Source organism: Caulobacter sp. SLTY (assembly GCF_009905535.1).
GTDB lineage: Bacteria > Pseudomonadota > Alphaproteobacteria > Caulobacterales > Caulobacteraceae > Caulobacter.
Genome location: NZ_JAAALA010000027.1, coordinates 1 through 14184, shown reverse-complemented (window position 1 = coordinate 14184; position 14184 = coordinate 1). Strand labels below are relative to the sequence as shown.

Here is a 14184-nt window from a genome sequence, read left to right as displayed (position 1 = left end):
GTGTTCCACCATTGAAATTGACGCCCAGTGACATATTGCCGCGCTACACCCTGCGCGGCCGTCAAACATTTCAGAACCGCAAAGAATCCCCGGATCGGGCAATCATGAACGAGACTTAATGTCCCGCCTGTCGGGGGCCAGACGTTTAGCCGCGGCTTCAATCACCTTCCGCCGTGTGGCGCGCAGGCGAGGGCGGGCGGCGCGTTCAAGGGCGACGTCATAGGCCTTTTCGCCATGCATGGCGCGCAGGTAGGCGATTTCCTCAAGCACATCGCGCTCGAAATCCTCCCGCCCTTGCCGGAACCGATCGAACACCCCGTCCTCCCCTCAGAGTCGACGAACATTGTTATGCCCATATCGCGGACGGGTCCACGATCCCTTCCTGTATCAATGGCTTGGCAAGGCCTGTCGGTTAGGTTTTCGACATGTCAGCCGCCGCGATCCCCGGACCTGTCGAAAAACGCCGCGTTCCGCGTCATCGCGCCTTGCTGGCAGGCAAGCTGGCCACCGAAGAGGCCAGCCTGACGATCGACTGTGTCATTCGAAACCTTAGTGCGAGCGGGGCGCTGGTCGAGACCACCTCGCCGCACCTGATTCCGAATGAACTCCATCTGCTTCAGGTTCGAGACGGCGTTGCCTGGGACGCCAGGGTAATCTGGCGGCGAGGCAACAAGGTCGGTCTTGAGCTGGGTGACCGGCACGACCTGAAGGATGTGACCGAGAGGTCCCTCCTGGCCCTGCGCCGGGTGTGGACGCACATGGCCGCCCGTTAGGGCCTGTCCCGGTACACCAGACCCGAAGACGCTCTGACTCAGCCCTCGAGGACGGCCGGCGGCAGCATGGGATCGGTTGCCGGGGCGGGACCGGGCTCGGTCGGCAGATCGGGATCGACAGCAGGCGGAACGGGATCAGTAGCCGGCGCGGGGCCGGGGGTCGGTTCGAAATCGGGGCCGGGATCGGACATGGGCTCTCCTTGTGTGAGGGCAACCTGTCAGCAACGGCGAGGTTCCTTCGGCGTCGGACGGATTCGGTTCTCCGCTGACTTCAGGGACGCTGTGGTTCCTTACGACCAAGCTTCGGCTGGTCAGGACCCCGAGCAGCGCGGTTGGCTTCCAGGATGGCCTCTGCGCGGGCGATTTCCTTGGCGGAGATCAGGCCCCAGCCGCTCGGGCGAAGGATTTCGAGGGGGGAGAAGCGGACCTTGTAGGTCATCTTCTCGCTGCCCGGCACCCAGTAGCCCAGGTAGACGTGCGGCAACTCGTTCATCGCCGCCTGGATCAGGTTGTCCAGGACGATGAAGGCGCCCAGGCTGCGCCGCTTCATGACCGCGCTGGGGTCGTAGAAGCTGTAGACCAGGCTCAGCCCATCCCCCATCACGTCGATCAGCACGCAGGCGACAAGGTCGCCCGGCCCCCGGTCCACCGAACGGGTGCGATACTCGACGATATGGGTTCTGACGGTGGTGTCCTCGACCATGGCCACATAGTCGGGCCAAGTCATCTCGGCCATGCCGCCGTCGGCGTGTCGGGTCAGCAGGTAGCGGCGCAGCAGGTCGAACTGTTCGGTCGTCGCCTCGGCCTCGACCACATGGCGGCGCAGGTCGTTGTTTCGCGAAAGCACCTTCCGCTCTGACCGGCTGAACAGATAGTCCTTCACCGGAATCCGGGCCGAGGTGCAGCTGGCGCAGGCCTCGCAGGCCGGGCGATAGGCGATGTTCTGGCTGCGGCGGAAGCCGCTCTGGGTCAGGCTGTCGTTGATGGCCGCCCCGTCGGCCTGGGGCAGGTGGGCGAACACCTTCCGCTCCTCGCGGCCGGGGAGATAAGGGCACGGCGACGCCGCGGTCAGAAAGAACCGCATCCTTCCCGAAGTTGGAAAATGCTGCGTCACGCTACTACTCGCCCACCCTTCGGCGCTCTCGCCCCTGCCCGGATTAGGGGCCAACGGAGGAAGCTGCGCAAGGGGCTCTGGCGTCGCATCATTGGTCCGGCGGCAGAACGGGTGCTTCGCGCAACAGGATGATCGAGATGCGGCGGTTGCCGGCATGCAGCGGGTCGTCCGCGTACAGCGGATCGGAATTGGCCTTGCCGCTGACCTGATAGATACGGTCGGCGCCGACCCCGGCGCCCTGCAGGATTTGACGGGCCTGGTCGGCGCGGGCCGCTGACAGCGACCAGTCGCCGGGCGATCGACTGCCGTCGGCGTTGGCGCTGGTGTGGCCGGAGATGGTGATCCGATTGGGCAGGCGGTCGACGATCTTGGCCACCGCCCGCAGCAGGATGCGCGCCCGGTCGTTGGGGGCGGCCAGCCCCTCCTTGAACATCGAGCGGCCGTCCTCGTCGACCAGCTGGATGCGCAGGCCCTCGGGCGTCTGGTCGATGATGATCTGTTTCGACAGCTCGGCCAGCTCGGGCATCTCCTGCAGCGACTGGCGCAGGCTCATGGCGGCGGAGGCGAAGGCGTCGTTCTCGCGCTTCTGGATTTCCTTGCGCAGCGCGTCCTCGCTGGCGTCCTCCAGGCTGCTGGCGCCGGTCTCGCTTTCGTTCTTGTCGGTCGGCTTGGCTTCCGGGTTCTGGTCCTGGACCACGTCCATCGAGCCGCTGGACTGGGCGCCGTCCTTGCCCAGCGCCGTGCCGCCCAGGATGCCGCCGGAACCGCTGGTCGTCTCGGACACGGACGCCGGGGCGAAATAGTTGGCGATGCCGCGCTGCTGGTCCGGGCTGGTCGTGTTGATCAGCCACATCAGCAGGAAGAAGGCCATCATGGCGGTGACGAAGTCGGCATAGGCCACCTTCCAGGCGCCGCCGTGGTGGCCGCCGCCCGAGACCTTCTTCACCTTCTTGATCAGGATCGGCCGGTCGCCCCCGATCGCCATGCTGCAAGCCCCGCTTAACCGTAGTTTCCGCAACCTCGCCGGGGCGCGTTAAGATGACGTTTCCTTTGTTCGGCAGGAGTCGCGTCACATCATGAAAGTCGCCTTCATCGGCCTGGGCGTCATGGGCTTTCCGATGGCCGGCCACTTGGCCCGCGCCGGCCATGAGGTCAGTGTCTTCAACCGCTCGCCTGACAAGGCCCGCCGCTGGGTCGAGACCCATGGCGGAAGGGCAGGGGACACGCCCGCCGCCACCGTGGAGCGCGCCGAACTGGTCGCCCTCTGCGTCGGCAACGACACGGATGTGCATGGCGTGGTGGCCGACATCCTGCCGGCCATGGCGGCGGATGGGATCATCGTCGATCACACCACCACCTCGGCCAAGCTGGCGGCGGAGATGGCCGAATTGGCCGCCGCATCTGGTCGGGCCTTCCTCGACGCCCCGGTCAGCGGCGGCCAGGCAGGGGCGGAGAATGGCCAGCTGACCATCATGGTCGGCGGGGACGAGGCCGCCCTCGCACGCGCCGAACCGGTGATCGGCGCCTATGCCAAGGCCATCAAGCGCATCGGTGGCCCCGGCCACGGCCAGCTGGCCAAGATGGCCAATCAGATCTGCATTGCGGGTGTCGTCCAGGGTCTGGCCGAGGCGGTGCATTTCTGCGACCGCGCCGGCGTCGATCCGACCGCGGTGTTCGAGGCGATCAGCAAGGGCGCGGCCCAGTCGTGGCAGATGGAAAACCGCTGGGCCACGATGGTGCAGGGGAAGTTCGACTTCGGCTTCGCGGTCGACTGGATGCGCAAGGACCTGGGCCTGGTGCTCGACGAGGCGGCCGACAAGGGCGCGCGGCTGGACATGACGAAGCTCGTCGATGGTTACTATGCCGAGGTTCAGGCGCTGGGCGGGAACCGGTGGGATACGTCCAGCCTGGTGGCGCGGCTGAAGGGGTAAGGCCCCGACACTCAGCCTTGAGGCAGGAGTCCTTTTGGATTACAATTGTGATCCTTATTGGGGGGCATTATGGCTCTTGGCATCCTGGTTTGGACACTCTGCCAGTCGCCGCTGCTCAGCGCCGGAGAGGTCGAGTTTATCGGGAAGCCGTCCGGCGATCAGGCCGCCGTTTTGCTTGGCAGGCGGCATCACCCTCCGCTCGGCAAGTTCATTCTGTTTTGCCAAGTGAACGCGGCGGGGCGAATGGAGCGCTGCCTTTTTCAGGCCGACGGCCGGATGACGGAGTATGAGGCAGGCGCCTTGAAGCTGGCCGGATACTTTCAGGTCGCCCCAATCTCGAAGTCCGGCGAGGTGGTCGCCGGTCGGTGGATCACGATCCCGATACGCTTGACGGATGTTGGAGAGGAGATCGAACCGGCGACCGATCCGGATCAGCCCTCCTCGTCCTCGTCCTCGTCTTCCGGCTTTGTTGCACCATAGATATCCAGTCCCAGCGGCAGATATCTATCCGCCAGCAGCCGGCTGGTTGCCGGACTGATTGAGACGCCCTCGTTCGGACCGTTGAGGAACAGGCCGCAGAAGACGTCGGCCCGATACCGCCCTGTCAGCTCGCGCCACACCGCCGGCTCGGCGGTCAGGGACGAGAACAGGTCGGCGATCTGCTCGTCCAGGTCCTCCGGCGAACGACTCGGCGCCTGCAGTCGCCAGCTGCCTTGTGTGGCGACCCGACCGCTGCTGACCTCGTCTCCGACCCGCGCCCAGTGAGTCGGCGGCGCCCCGAGCAGGCGGGTGATCTCGTCGGGCTCCAGGTCGTCGCCGTAGAAGCGAAGCGTCGCAACCGTCGTGCCGACCGGTCCCATGTCAGCCCAGCAGCCGACGCTGGATGAGGGGCTCCATCGCCGCCCAGTCGTCCGCCCACAGGTGCCGCTCGGGCGCGGTCGGGGCGTAGGGCCGCAGCCGGTCGTCGGCGATCATCTGGAACCGGACGACGTCCGGCGCATCCTCCGCCACCGATTCGAGATTGGGCAGCAGGTCGTCGATGAAGCCGACCGCTCTGCCGGTCCGCGCCGCCAGATCCCGCACCACCGGCCCCTTGAGGCCCGAATTGATGATCATCGGATAGTGCAGCCCGTGCGTCTCCAGCCAGCCCATTCTTGCGCTCCGCCCGTGGTCCGGCGCGTTCGTCAGGATCACGACGCTCATCTCGCCCGCCAGACGCGCCAGGGCCGCCGCCGCGCCGTCGACCGGCTGCAGGTCGTCGGCCCCGTGCTCGAAAAAGTCGTCGAACAGCTGCTTGCCGGTGGCCATGTCGATGCTGTCATTCTCACCGGCCCGGTAGATGTTCTGGAACAGGGCGAAGCGGTCGATCCGCATCTCGAACCCATGGCGGGCCACGAAGGTCTCGAACCCCCGCATGAAGTGGGCCAGCACCTCGTCGACATCGACGATCAGCAGCGGCCGGTCCGGGTGGACAGGGACGGCCAGGGCGGCCTCAGCGGGGGTCAGGGTTTTCAGCGTTGTCACGATTAGCTCAGGCTTAAGGATATTCGTGGCATCTGGCTGCAAGGAAATCGGCTCAACCCGAGTCTGTATCCAGCCAATCCGTACCGGGGTTCCAACGCTTGATGGCGAAGAAGGTCCTCATCGTCGAGGATAACGAGCTCAATATGAAGCTCTTCCACGACCTTCTCGACGCGCAAGGGTATGAAACCCTTCAGACGCGCGAGGGACTGTCGGCTCTGTCCCTGGCCCGCGAACATCGTCCCGACCTGATTCTAATGGACATCCAGCTGCCGGAGATTTCCGGGCTCGAGGTGACCAAGTGGCTGAAGGAAGACGACGACCTGGCCCACATCCCCGTGGTCGCGGTGACCGCGTTCGCCATGAAGGGCGACGAGGAACGCATTCGCGAAGGCGGCTGCGAGGCCTACATCTCCAAACCGATTTCGGTGTCCCACTTCCTGGACACCATCCGCCGCTTCCTGGGGTAGGGCGATGAGTGCGCGCATTCTTGTAGTCGACGACATCGAAGCCAACGTCCGCCTCCTCGAGGCGAAGCTGACGGCCGAGTACTACGAGGTGCTGACCGCCTGCGACGGTCCCACGGCCCTGGCCATCGCCGCCGCCGAAAAGCCCGACATCGTCCTGCTCGACGTCATGATGCCGGGCATGGACGGCTTCCAGGTCTGCAAGCGTCTGAAGGAAGATCCGGAGACCCGCCACATCCCCGTGGTGCTGGTTACCGCTCTGGATGGCCGCTCCGACCGAATCGAGGGGTTGGAGGCGGGCGCCGACGAGTTCCTGACCAAGCCGATTGACGACGTCATGCTGTTCGCGCGGGTCCGCAGCCTGACCCGCCTCAAGCTGGTCATCGACGAACTGCGCCAGCGCGAGGAATCTGGCCGCCGCATGGGGGTCATCGCGGGCGCGGCCTCGCGCCTGGGCGGTTCCGGCGGCCGGATCCTGATCGTCGACGACAATGAGCGCCAGTCGCAGCGGATCGCCACCGAACTGGCCATCGAGCATCGCCCGGTGGTCGAAAGCGACTATGACAAGGCGCTGGCAACGGCCCGTGGTCCGGTCGACATGGTCATCGTCAATGCGGCGGCGAGGGGCTTCGACGGTCTGCGCTTCTGCGCCGCCCTGCGGTCTGACGAGACCAGCCGCAACCTGCCGGTTCTGATCGTTGTCGATCCCGATGATCGGCCGCGCTTGGTCAAGGCCCTGGAGATCGGCGTCAACGACATCCTTTCTCGCCCCATCGATCCACAGGAGCTGTCGGCCCGCGCCCGCACCCAGATCAAGCGCAAGCGCTACACCGACTTCCTGCGCCAGAACCTCGACCACTCGCTGGAGCTGGCGGTCACCGACCAGCTGACCGGCCTGCACAACCGCCGCTACATGGAAGGGCAGCTCAATGCCCTGGTGAAGCGGGCGGCCATGGGGGGTGATCCGGTCGCCGCCCTGATGATCGACATCGACCACTTCAAGAAGATCAACGACAGCTTCGGCCACGATGTGGGCGACGAAGTGCTGCGCGAGTTCGCCGTGCGGCTGGCCACCAATGTCCGGGCGATCGATCTGCCCTGCCGCTACGGTGGCGAGGAGTTCACGGTGATCATGCCCGACACGCGCTTGGCCGACGCCGAGCGGATCGCCGAACGGATCCGCCTGCATGTGGCCGGCTCGCCCTTCCGGGTGGCCGGCGGGACCGAACTGCTGACCGTCACCATTTCTATCGGGGTGGCCAGCACGGTGACCGATCTCGACACGCCCGAGACCCTGCTGAAGCGCGCCGACGGCGCCGTCTACGAAGCCAAGCACGCCGGCCGCAACAGGGTTGTCGCCCGCGCGGCCTAATGTCTTAGTGTCGGTAACCGGTGTCGAGGCGACGCCGGAAGGCAGATTGTCCGAAAATCTTTTCAACCCAAATCGAGCAAGGACGACTGTATTTCGCGCTTACGTCGTTTATGACTTGCGAGGCTGTTTGAGAGTCGCTCTTACCTGGGCGAACAGGGTTTGAGGAAGCTGTATGGAAAGTCGAACCCATTCCGCTTGGTTGGCCCTGGGCCTGGCGCCGCTTGGCATCCTGCAGGTTGTGGCGCGGCAATACACCGGAAGGGCTGCCTGGCCTTACTGGATCGATGACATTGTCATCGCGGTGGGGCTCGGGATCGCGGGCCTCCTGGTGCTGCGGGAGACCACCAGCACCCGCGCCCGGGCGCTGAGCGCTGCCTGGGGCGCCATGCTGGTCGTCCTGTGGAGCTCGACCTTCCGCCATCTCGACAACGTTCCACTGGAGGCTGACGCCCCGCATCTGACGATCATGACTATCGGCATGACCGGGCTGATCATCCTGGCGGCGCTCGGCCTTGTCCTCAGCCTGCCGACCACCAAGCGCCCCTTCATCGGCACCCGCCCGCCGAAAGAGAAAAAGAAGGGCTGGTTCTAACCGGCCCTTCCGTATCCGACCCTTGCTCTGAACAGGATCCCGCACAGCAAAACGCCCGGCGGTAAGGCCGGGCGTTCGGGTCGTCAAACAGGCGGCGAAGCCTACTTGATCTTGCCTTCCTTGAACTCGACGTGCTTGCGCACGACCGGGTCGTACTTCTTCAGGACCATCTTTTCGGTCTTGGTGCGGGCGTTCTTCTTGGTGACGTAGAAGAAGCCGGTGTCCGCCGTGGAGTTCAGGCGGATCTTGATGGAAGCCGGTTTGGCCATAGCAATATCCTCATGGCCGCAGGGCCGAATTCTCGCGAGGCGCGGAACATACTCAGGGATCGCTGGAAGTCAACGGCTGTGGCGCATAGGCTGGCGGGATGAAGCATCTCCTCACCATCGCGGCCCTCGCCGCCTTCGCCGTCAGCTCCGCGGGCGCGGCCCAACCCGTCCCTGCGGACCAGTTCTTTGCCCAGCTGACCACCCTGTGCGGCAAGGCCTTCGAGGGCAAGGTGGTGACCACTGACCCGTTGGACAAGGATTTCGAAGGCAAGCGCCTTGTGATGAAGGTGGCCGTTTGCACCGATAAGGAAATCCGCATTCCCTTCGCCGTCGGCGAAGACCGCTCTCGCACCTGGGTGATCAGCCGAATCGAAATGGCCCGCCTGCGCCTCAAGCACGACCATCGTCATAAGGACGGAACCGAGGATGCCCTGTCCCAATACGGCGGCGACTCGGTCACCTTCGGCAGCGCCTTTCGCCAGGAATTTCCCGCCGACGCCTTCTCCAAGACCCTGTTCAAGGAAAAGGGCAACCCGGCTTCGGTGACCAACGTCTGGGCCGTCGAGGTCCATCCCGGCAAGACCTACGCCTACGAACTGCGCCGCGAAAATCGCTTCTTCCGCGTCGAATTCGACCTGACCAAGCCGCTGGCGGATTAGGCTCAGATCAGCGTCTTCAGCCGCGCCCTCCCATACCGATAGGTGAACAGGAACGGCGGGTCCCCCGCCATCAGTGCGTCGAGAATCGCCTCGGTGATGTCGAACAGCGGCAACTGGCGCGCCTCCGGCAGCGGCCGGAACGCCAGCTCCGACAGCTCGTCGCTGTCCGCCAGGATTCCGGTCACATCGGCCGCGTCGGCTTTGAAGAACCGGGCGTGAAACCGCACCGGGCTGTTGGTCGGCGTTATGGCCCGCGCGGCCAGGGTCAGGGGGGCTTCGTCGGGCAGGCTCAGGCCCGTTTCCTCGAACGTCTCCCGCACCGCCGCCGCCGCCAGGGCGCCTGCCAATCGCCCGGACGCATGGGTCAGCCGCGCGCACACCGGCGAGAGGGACCGCGGGGCAAGCCGGTCGACCGGATCGACCGCCCCGCCGGGAAATACGAACACATCCGGCGCGAACCGCGACTTGCGCGGCCGTTTGCCCATCAGCACCTGAGCCTTCGGCCCGGCGCCGCGCAGCAGGATCAGGCTGGCCGCATGCCGGGGACGGACCGGAGTCATAGGTAGTCCAGCCGCCGGGCGCCCTGCAGGAAGCGCATGAAGGGAGCCGGCCGCTCGGCGCCTTTCAGCCGTTCGGCGATCTCGGCCACCACGAAGCGGGTGATGTTGGGCAGGTCCAGCGCCAGCGCCTCGTCCAGATCGACCCAGGCGATCTCGTCCAGCTCGCCGCAGTCGGGCTGCCGATCCAGGCTGACCAGATGCTCGGCGTCGGCCATGAAGAACCGCGCGTCGAACCTCCGCGGCCGATAGGGCGGCGTGATTGCCCGTGCCACGAACTGCAGGGGCGCGAGGTCGGGCGCCGCCCCCTGGGCCAGAAACTCGCGCCAGGGCCCAACGCCCGGCCGCGTCGGCGCCGGCTTGGCCAGCAGCAGCCCCACCTCCTCGAACGTCTCCCGCACCGCCGCCATGGCCAGGGCGCGGGGCAGGGCAGGCGACTTGTGGCGCAGGGTCAGGGCCAATCTGGCCTCGACGCCGGGGCTCAGCTCGCTGGCCGACGGGGCGGTGAAATCCCCCCGGTCCACGCGCCCGCCGGGAAACACCCACTTGGACGGCATGAAGGCATGACCCTTGGCCCGCCGCCCCATCAACAGTCGCGGCTTCTTCGCATCCCGCCTCACCACAATCAGCGTCGCCGCGTGCCGCGGCCGGACTGCCTTGCCCTCCTCGCGCATCGCCCCGTCGCTGCGCGGGTCGTAGTTGGGGTCGAGGATCGGCTTTTCCATGCGCTCAGTTTAGGAGCGCCAGCGGCCGGCGAAAGTATGTCGTTGGGGAAGGTGCGTGCTTCGACACGCGGCCTGCGGCCGCTGCTCAGCATGACGTGGAAGTTTGAAGCGCCCACCCCGGTTCGTCATCCTGAGCAGCCCGCGCGAGCGGGCGTGTCGAAGGACGCAGGGAAGCCTACTCGTTCACCTGCATCGGCACGAGGATCAGGATGTCGAGGTCGCTGGTCGGGGTGTAGTTCTTCTTGGTCACCTCGAACCGCGTCGGGCCGATCTTGCGCACGCCGCTGGCGCAGAAGCTGACCAGGTTTTCCGCCGCCCCCTTGTCGACCACCAGGCGGAAGTCGCCGATCGGCTTGGCCCAGTTGGCCCCGGTCTTCAGCACATAGGCGATGCGCCGCTCGGTATAGCCGCTCATCGACCCCTCGGCCTTGGCCTGCCCTCGCTTCATGGCGGCCAGGAAGCTGGCGTCGACGCAGTACTTCTTGCGCTCGGCGTCGATGGAGGCCTGGAACTCCGCGTTGTCCGGAGCCGACATGCCCACGATGGTGTCGACGCTGCCACCCACCGCCGGCTTGTAGCGATGCTCGACCAGCAGCTCCTTCCCGGGCGGGAAGGTCTGGGTCCAGTAGAAGGTGGTCTTCAAGACCCAGGCCGGCTCCAGGTGCTTCTCCCAACCCTTGCCGGCGTCATATTCATTGAGCCAGACGAGCCCGAGCCTCGTCGCCTCCGCCTTGTCGGCGTCGCTCAGTTTCTCCAGGGCCGCCGAAGCCTCCGGCCGGTGCGCCGCCAGCGGCACGCCTCGCGCCGTCAGCCAGGCGGTGCGATCGACGCCGTTGACGAACGCCTTCTGCTCGACCTGCGCCTTCACCGGCACGCCGTCCACCTCGGTGTGGAAGGCCAGCAGGTTGGTCGCATCATCGGTCGGCAGGCCGTTGTCGCTCTCGAAGAAGCCCTCGCCGCCGATGTCCGGCATCGGGAAGGCGACCACGGTGCTCACCGGCGCGCTGCTGGTGTTCACGAACCGATAGCTGACCCGCACCTCGTCCTGGCTGATGTAGAGATCCTCCGACCGCATCTCGATGCTGTCGGTCTTCGTCAGGATCAGCCCGCCGGCCGCCAACTCGGCGGTGGAATCGTTGGCCAGGGCCGGGACCGTCAGGAGCCCGCCCAGAACCGCCGCCAGAATCAGTCGCTTCATCGCCGTTTCCCCCCGCCCTTGCCGGGCTTTCCTGGCGTCCGGGCCTTGCCCGGTCCGCCCATGCGCGGCGGTCCACCCCGGCCGCCGCCGCCCCCACCATCCCTGAACTTGCGCCGCACGCCAAGTCGCGGCTTCTGGGCGTTCGGATCGGCCGCCAGCGGCTCGCTCAGCATCTCGAACAGCAGCCCGCCGGTCACCGGCGTCGCCTCCCGCAGCCGAACCTCGACCCGCATCCCCAGCGGCCAGCGGGCGCCGGTGCGCTCCCCGACCAGGGCATGCATGCGTTCGTCATGCACGAAATACTCCTCGCCCAGGGTCGAGACCGGGACCAGCCCGTCGGCCCCCGTCTCGTCCAGCCGCACGAACAGCCCGAACCGGGTCACCCCCGTGATCCGCCCGGCGAACTCGGCCCCGACCCGGTCGGACAGGAAGGCCGCCACGTAGCGATCCGTGGCGTCCCGCTCGGCCGCCATGCTGCGCCGCTCGGCGAAGGTGATCCGCTCGGCGGTGTCCTTGATCTGGCTGATGTCGCCATCCGTCAGGCCATCGTCCCCCAGCCCCAGCGCCCGGATCAGCGCCCGGTGGACGATCAGGTCGGCATAGCGCCGGATCGGGCTGGTGAAGTGGGCGTACCGGGCCAGGTTCAGCCCGAAGTGGCCAATATTCTCACTGCTGTAGACGGCCTGCATCTGGCTGCGCAGCACCACCTCGTTGACGATCTCGGCGTGCGGCCCCTCTCGGGTCTCGGCCAGCAGCTTGTTGAACCGGTCGGTGCGCGGCGCCTCGCCCTTGTTCCAGGGGATGTCCAGCGTCTCCAGGAACTCGGCCAGCGACTGCACCTTCTCCATGCTGGGCGTGTCGTGGATCCGATAGATCAGCGGCGTCCGCTTCTGCTCCAGCGTCTCGGCGGCGCAGACGTTGGCCTGCACCATCATCTCCTCGATCAGCTGGTGGGCCTCCAGGCTCCGCCGCTTCTCGATCGACGCCACCTGGCCGTCGGGACTGATCCGGATGCGCCGCTCGTCGCTCTCGATGGCCAGGGGCGAGCGCGCCCGCCGGCCCTTCAGCATTACATGATAGGCCGCCCACAGCGGCTTCAGGATGCCGTCCATCAGGGCGCCGGTCTTCTCGTCCGCCAGCCCGTCGATGGCGTCCTGCGCCTGCTCGTAGCTGAGCTTCGCCGCCGACCGCATCAGCCCGCGAACGAACCGGTGGGACCGCTTTTTCCCGCTGGCGTCGAACACCATTCGCACGGCCATGCAGGCCCGGTTCTCGCCCTCGCGCAGGGAACACAGCCCCGCCGACAGCCGCTCCGGCAGCATCGGCTCCACCCGGTCGGGGAAGTAGGTGCTGTTGCCCTTGTCGCGCGCCTCCGAGTCCAGCGCCGTGCCGTGCCGCACATAGGCGGCCACATCGGCGATCGCGACCCAGACCACCCAGCCGCCCTCGTTCTTGGCGTCCGGATCGGGATGGGCGAACACCGCGTCGTCGTGGTCCCGCGCGTCCGCCGGGTCGATGGTGATCAGCGGCAGGTCACGCAGGTCCTCGCGGCCTTTCAGGGTCGGCTCCTTCGCCGCCTCGGCCTCTGCCTCCGCCGCCTCGCTGAACCCCGTCGGGATGCCGTGCGCATGGATGGCGATCAGCGAAGCCGCCCTGGGCTCATCCTCGCGACCGACCACCTCCAGCAGCTTGCCCTGCTTGGGCCCGTACCGCCCGCCGCCGCCGGGGACCAGCTGGGCCAGCACCAGGTCGCCGTCCTTCAGGTCACGCCCCTCGAACTCGGGCAGCACCAGGCTGTCCTTGCTCTTGCGGTCCACCGGCTCCACCCGAATCTCCCGCCGCGCCTTGCGCACGACGCCCAGCACCCGGTGCGAGCTCTGGCCCAGCCGCTTGATGACCCGCGCCTCGATCTCCCCGGTCTCCAGCCGTTCGAAGCGGACCAGCAGTTTGTCGCCCATCCCCGGCGCGCCCGCCGCCTTCTCCTGGCGATCCGGCGCCAGCCGGGCCAGCGGCGCGTCCTCGCCCTTGGTCAGGCGCACATAGAGGTCTCCGTCCGCATCCCGCTCGACCACCTCGGCCACGCCCACCGGCGGCAGGGCCCCGGCCTCGGCGAACCCGCGCCGCCCCCGCTTGCCCAGCGCCCCGGACGCCTCCAGCTCGCGCAGCATCTCGCGCAGCGCCCTTCGGTCGGCGCCCTTCAGCCCAAAATGCCGGGCGATGTCGGCCTTCCCCGCCTCGCCGGCGTCGCGCAGAAAGGCGATCAGGGTGTCCTTGTCGGGCAGGCCCTGGGGAATTTTCGGGGTTTTCGGAGTCTTCGGCTTGGCCATTGTCCTGGCATAACCCGCCGGACGCCGCCACGCACCTATTGCGTGATCCGCACCGTGTAACGCAGCGTCCGCCGCTCGCCCGGCGCCAGCACCACGGCCATCACCCGCCCGCCATCGCGGCTGACCGGCTTCACCGTCGCGTTGGTGATCTTGAACACCTGATAGCTCTGCATCACCCTCACCTCGAAGGCAGCCGGGGCGGCGGTGTGGTTCACCGCCTCGATGGCGTAGGTGAACTCCCGGTTCCGCTTGCCCTTGGTCACGTCGCTGACCAGCACCGGCGTCACCTCCACCTGCCGCGAACTGGCCAGGGTGAGGTCGAAGGGCGAGCCCACCGGGCTGTTTTCGAATTTGTAGCTGCCGGCGATCAGGGCGCCGTTCGGCGTTTCCTGGGTGATGGTGGCGTTGCCGCCCGGGATGGGCAGGCCCAGCCCGCTCGCCTTGCTATTTTTCATCCGCATCAACAGGTCGACCGCGAGCGGCCGGCCATCGGCCGAGAAGCTGGAACCCGGCCAAGTGGAGAACCGATAGACCCGGTCGAAGGCCACGCCCTCGGCCTTCATCATCAACAGCTGCTTGGTCTGGCGCGCCGCCACCGTGGTCGGGAAGGGCAGGGTGTAGAGCTTGTAGTCGCCTAGTTCCGACTGCTCGGCCTGTGGCGCGACGGCCGGCGGAGGCG

At 66.9% G+C, this 14184-nt stretch carries 18 protein-coding genes and 1 pseudogene; 7 read left to right on the top strand and 12 right to left on the bottom strand.

What is annotated here, in order from left to right; genetic code table 11:
* Positions 1 to 102: 102 nt before the first annotated feature.
* On the bottom strand, positions 103 to 315 hold the full coding sequence (locus tag GVN21_RS15035) for a hypothetical protein (protein ID WP_166575577.1): 213 nt from the start codon (positions 313 to 315) through the stop codon (positions 103 to 105).
* A 110-nt stretch (positions 316 to 425) separates the two neighbouring features.
* On the opposite strand from GVN21_RS15035, the gene GVN21_RS15030 reads away from it, so the two are divergent.
* A complete protein-coding gene (locus GVN21_RS15030; protein WP_166575576.1) occupies positions 426 to 773 on the top strand; it encodes a PilZ domain-containing protein in 348 nt (115 codons plus the stop codon).
* A gap of 38 nt (positions 774 to 811) precedes the next feature.
* Here GVN21_RS15030 and GVN21_RS15025 read toward each other — a convergent pair whose 3' ends face one another.
* From GVN21_RS15025 to GVN21_RS15015, 3 genes are all read right to left on the bottom strand, one after another.
* The gene (locus GVN21_RS15025; protein ID WP_166575575.1) at positions 812 to 964 is read right to left on the bottom strand and encodes a hypothetical protein; all 153 of its coding nucleotides are present in this window, start codon (positions 962 to 964) and stop codon (positions 812 to 814) included.
* Between the two features lie 80 nt (positions 965 to 1044).
* Complete coding sequence (locus tag GVN21_RS15020; RefSeq protein WP_166575574.1) at positions 1045 to 1887, bottom strand: arginyltransferase; 843 nt, start codon at positions 1885 to 1887, stop codon at positions 1045 to 1047.
* 88 nt (positions 1888 to 1975) lie between these two features.
* Positions 1976 to 2872 carry a flagellar motor protein MotB gene (locus tag GVN21_RS15015; RefSeq protein WP_166575573.1) on the bottom strand — a complete coding sequence of 299 codons (897 nt, stop codon included), beginning with the start codon at positions 2870 to 2872 and terminating at the stop codon, positions 1976 to 1978.
* 91 nt (positions 2873 to 2963) lie between these two features.
* Here GVN21_RS15015 and GVN21_RS15010 point away from each other — a divergent pair, with 91 nt between their 5' ends.
* Together GVN21_RS15010 and GVN21_RS15005 are read left to right on the top strand one after the other, a co-directional pair.
* The gene (locus tag GVN21_RS15010; protein ID WP_166575572.1) at positions 2964 to 3818 is read left to right on the top strand and encodes an NAD(P)-dependent oxidoreductase; all 855 of its coding nucleotides are present in this window, start codon (positions 2964 to 2966) and stop codon (positions 3816 to 3818) included.
* A gap of 69 nt (positions 3819 to 3887) precedes the next feature.
* Positions 3888 to 4298 carry a hypothetical protein gene (locus GVN21_RS15005; RefSeq protein ID WP_166575571.1) on the top strand — a complete coding sequence of 137 codons (411 nt, stop codon included), beginning with the start codon at positions 3888 to 3890 and terminating at the stop codon, positions 4296 to 4298.
* On the opposite strand, the gene GVN21_RS15000 is transcribed toward GVN21_RS15005, so the two are convergent.
* Complete coding sequence (locus GVN21_RS15000) at positions 4250 to 4678, bottom strand: DUF4279 domain-containing protein (RefSeq protein ID WP_166575570.1); 429 nt, start codon at positions 4676 to 4678, stop codon at positions 4250 to 4252. The genes GVN21_RS15005 and GVN21_RS15000 overlap by 49 nt on opposite strands.
* 1 nt (position 4679) lies before the next feature.
* Positions 4680 to 5333, bottom strand: a complete 654-nt coding sequence (locus tag GVN21_RS14995; protein WP_240902963.1) for a hypothetical protein — start codon at positions 5331 to 5333, stop codon at positions 4680 to 4682.
* Between the two features lie 110 nt (positions 5334 to 5443).
* On the opposite strand from GVN21_RS14995, the gene GVN21_RS14990 reads away from it, so the two are divergent.
* From GVN21_RS14990 to GVN21_RS14980, 3 genes are all read left to right on the top strand, one after another.
* Entirely contained in the window at positions 5444 to 5809 is a 366-nt protein-coding gene (locus GVN21_RS14990; RefSeq protein WP_166575569.1) for a response regulator, read from the top strand.
* 4 nt (positions 5810 to 5813) lie between these two features.
* Complete coding sequence (locus tag GVN21_RS14985; RefSeq protein WP_166575568.1) at positions 5814 to 7178, top strand: PleD family two-component system response regulator; 1365 nt, start codon at positions 5814 to 5816, stop codon at positions 7176 to 7178.
* 172 nt (positions 7179 to 7350) lie between these two features.
* Positions 7351 to 7770: a hypothetical protein gene (locus GVN21_RS14980; RefSeq protein ID WP_166575567.1), complete on the top strand. Its 420-nt coding sequence runs from the start codon at positions 7351 to 7353 to the stop codon at positions 7768 to 7770.
* A gap of 101 nt (positions 7771 to 7871) precedes the next feature.
* On the opposite strand, the gene rpmG is transcribed toward GVN21_RS14980, so the two are convergent.
* Positions 7872 to 8039, bottom strand: a complete 168-nt coding sequence (gene rpmG, locus GVN21_RS14975) for a 50S ribosomal protein L33 (protein WP_018079812.1) — start codon at positions 8037 to 8039, stop codon at positions 7872 to 7874.
* Between the two features lie 98 nt (positions 8040 to 8137).
* Here rpmG and GVN21_RS14970 point away from each other — a divergent pair, with 98 nt between their 5' ends.
* Positions 8138 to 8698: a hypothetical protein gene (locus GVN21_RS14970; RefSeq protein WP_166575566.1), complete on the top strand. Its 561-nt coding sequence runs from the start codon at positions 8138 to 8140 to the stop codon at positions 8696 to 8698.
* A 2-nt stretch (positions 8699 to 8700) separates the two neighbouring features.
* Here GVN21_RS14970 and GVN21_RS14965 read toward each other — a convergent pair whose 3' ends face one another.
* The 5 genes and pseudogenes from GVN21_RS14965 to GVN21_RS14945 form a co-directional block, all read right to left on the bottom strand.
* Positions 8701 to 9258: an NUDIX hydrolase gene (locus tag GVN21_RS14965; protein WP_166575565.1), complete on the bottom strand. Its 558-nt coding sequence runs from the start codon at positions 9256 to 9258 to the stop codon at positions 8701 to 8703.
* Positions 9255 to 9980 (bottom strand): NUDIX hydrolase, encoded by a 726-nt coding sequence (locus tag GVN21_RS14960; RefSeq protein ID WP_166575564.1) that lies wholly within the window; start codon positions 9978 to 9980, stop codon positions 9255 to 9257. The genes GVN21_RS14965 and GVN21_RS14960 overlap by 4 nt, the downstream gene beginning before the upstream one ends.
* Positions 9981 to 10155: 175 nt before the next feature.
* Positions 10156 to 11178, bottom strand: coding sequence for a DUF4424 domain-containing protein (locus tag GVN21_RS14955; RefSeq protein ID WP_166575563.1), 1023 nt, complete (start codon positions 11176 to 11178; stop codon positions 10156 to 10158).
* The gene (gene rnr, locus GVN21_RS14950; RefSeq protein ID WP_166575562.1) at positions 11175 to 13505 is read right to left on the bottom strand and encodes a ribonuclease R; all 2331 of its coding nucleotides are present in this window, start codon (positions 13503 to 13505) and stop codon (positions 11175 to 11177) included. The genes GVN21_RS14955 and rnr overlap by 4 nt, the downstream gene beginning before the upstream one ends.
* 35 nt (positions 13506 to 13540) lie before the next feature.
* A pseudogene (locus tag GVN21_RS14945) lies at positions 13541 to 14184 on the bottom strand (hypothetical protein); the annotation flags it as partial.

What these genes read in the sequence shown, in the direction of transcription:
- GVN21_RS15030 (WP_166575576.1), top strand. Translation starts at nt 426, where the DNA reads ATGTCAGCCGCCGCGATCCCCGGACCTGTCGAAAAACGCCGCGTTCCG.
- GVN21_RS15025 (WP_166575575.1), bottom strand. Translation starts at nt 964, where the DNA reads ATGTCCGATCCCGGCCCCGATTTCGAACCGACCCCCGGCCCCGCGCCG.
- GVN21_RS15015 (WP_166575573.1), bottom strand. Translation starts at nt 2,872, where the DNA reads ATGGCGATCGGGGGCGACCGGCCGATCCTGATCAAGAAGGTGAAGAAG.
- GVN21_RS15010 (WP_166575572.1), top strand. Translation starts at nt 2,964, where the DNA reads ATGAAAGTCGCCTTCATCGGCCTGGGCGTCATGGGCTTTCCGATGGCC.
- GVN21_RS15005 (WP_166575571.1), top strand. Translation starts at nt 3,888, where the DNA reads ATGGCTCTTGGCATCCTGGTTTGGACACTCTGCCAGTCGCCGCTGCTC.
- GVN21_RS15000 (WP_166575570.1), bottom strand. Translation starts at nt 4,678, where the DNA reads ATGGGACCGGTCGGCACGACGGTTGCGACGCTTCGCTTCTACGGCGAC.
- GVN21_RS14990 (WP_166575569.1), top strand. Translation starts at nt 5,444, where the DNA reads ATGGCGAAGAAGGTCCTCATCGTCGAGGATAACGAGCTCAATATGAAG.
- GVN21_RS14985 (WP_166575568.1), top strand. Translation starts at nt 5,814, where the DNA reads ATGAGTGCGCGCATTCTTGTAGTCGACGACATCGAAGCCAACGTCCGC.
- GVN21_RS14980 (WP_166575567.1), top strand. Translation starts at nt 7,351, where the DNA reads ATGGAAAGTCGAACCCATTCCGCTTGGTTGGCCCTGGGCCTGGCGCCG.
- rpmG (WP_018079812.1), bottom strand. Translation starts at nt 8,039, where the DNA reads ATGGCCAAACCGGCTTCCATCAAGATCCGCCTGAACTCCACGGCGGAC.
- GVN21_RS14970 (WP_166575566.1), top strand. Translation starts at nt 8,138, where the DNA reads ATGAAGCATCTCCTCACCATCGCGGCCCTCGCCGCCTTCGCCGTCAGC.
- GVN21_RS14965 (WP_166575565.1), bottom strand. Translation starts at nt 9,258, where the DNA reads ATGACTCCGGTCCGTCCCCGGCATGCGGCCAGCCTGATCCTGCTGCGC.
- GVN21_RS14960 (WP_166575564.1), bottom strand. Translation starts at nt 9,980, where the DNA reads ATGGAAAAGCCGATCCTCGACCCCAACTACGACCCGCGCAGCGACGGG.
- GVN21_RS14955 (WP_166575563.1), bottom strand. Translation starts at nt 11,178, where the DNA reads ATGAAGCGACTGATTCTGGCGGCGGTTCTGGGCGGGCTCCTGACGGTC.
- rnr (WP_166575562.1), bottom strand. Translation starts at nt 13,505, where the DNA reads ATGGCCAAGCCGAAGACTCCGAAAACCCCGAAAATTCCCCAGGGCCTG.